The following is a 1,250-nucleotide window of genomic DNA, read 5'->3' on the forward strand; positions in this document are numbered from 1 at the left end:
GTAAGAACGTCACAGTGACTAAAACCACAGGCGCTGATGGTCAAGACATTTATAACGTAGCGACCAAAGATGATGTTGACTTTAACAATGTCACAGTAGGTGGTGCAAATGGGGTCAGCATTGATGGCACGACAGGCAAGATCAGTGGTGTGACTGCGGGTGAAGTCAGTGCCACGTCGGATGAAGCGATCAATGGTAGCCAGTTGGCGGGTACAGCCAAGAGCGTATCGGATGCTTTAGGCGGTGGTTCAGTGGTGAATCCAGATGGTACGGTGAGTGCACCAAGCTATACCGTGAATGGTGTAGAAAGTAACAACGTTGGTGCAGCAATTGAAGAGCTTGATAAAGGCTGGAACTTACAAAGCAATGGCGCCAATGCGGGTGCAATCAGGACAGGTGACACGGTTGATATTGGCACCGTTGCGGATGAAGACAATCTCACGGTAACCAAGAATGGCAATACCATTCAATACGGTTTAAACCGTGATTTAAATGTCGATAGCGTTCGTGCGGGCGATACCTTGATCAATGACAATGGTGTGACCATCACCAATGGCCCAAGTATTACCAAAGATGGCATCAATGCTGCGGGGAATACAATTAGCAATGTAGCAGATGGTGCAGCTCCAAGTGATGCTGTAAACAAAGGCCAGTTGGATAAAGCGGCAGCGGCATCGAAAACCGAAGTGACTGAAGGTAAGAACGTCACAGTGACTAAAACCACAGGCGCTGATGGTCAAGACATTTATAACGTAGCGACCAAAGATGATGTTGACTTTAACAATGTCACAGTAGGTGGTGCAAATGGGGTCAGCATTGATGGTACGACAGGCAAGATCAGTGGTGTGACTGCGGGTGAAGTCAGTGCCACGTCGGATGAGGCGATCAATGGTAGCCAGTTGGCAGGTACAGCCAAGAGCGTATCGGATGCTTTAGGCGGTGGTTCAGTAGTGAATCCAGATGGCACAGTGAGCGCGCCAAGCTATACCGTGAATGGTGTAGAAAGCAACAACGTTGGTGCAGCGATTGAAGCCTTGGATCAAGGTTGGAACCTACAAACGAATGGTGCTGGGGGTGCAGCGATCAAAGCAGGTGACACAGTTGATATTGGCACCGTTGCGGGTGAAGACAATCTCACGGTAACCAAGAATGGCAACACCATCCAATATGGATTAAACCGTGATTTAAATGTCGATAGCGTTCGTGCGGGCGATACCTTAATCAATGACAATGGTGTGACCATTACCAAT

The 1,250-nt window shown here is 48.5% G+C and carries 1 pseudogene; it reads left to right on the forward strand.

The features are described from left to right. A pseudogene (locus tag V6E90_RS21415) lies at positions 1–1,250 on the forward strand (hypothetical protein); the annotation flags it as partial.

The sequence above is a fragment of the Acinetobacter sp. ESBL14 genome (assembly GCF_036668815.1).
Classification (GTDB): domain Bacteria; phylum Pseudomonadota; class Gammaproteobacteria; order Pseudomonadales; family Moraxellaceae; genus Acinetobacter; species Acinetobacter gyllenbergii.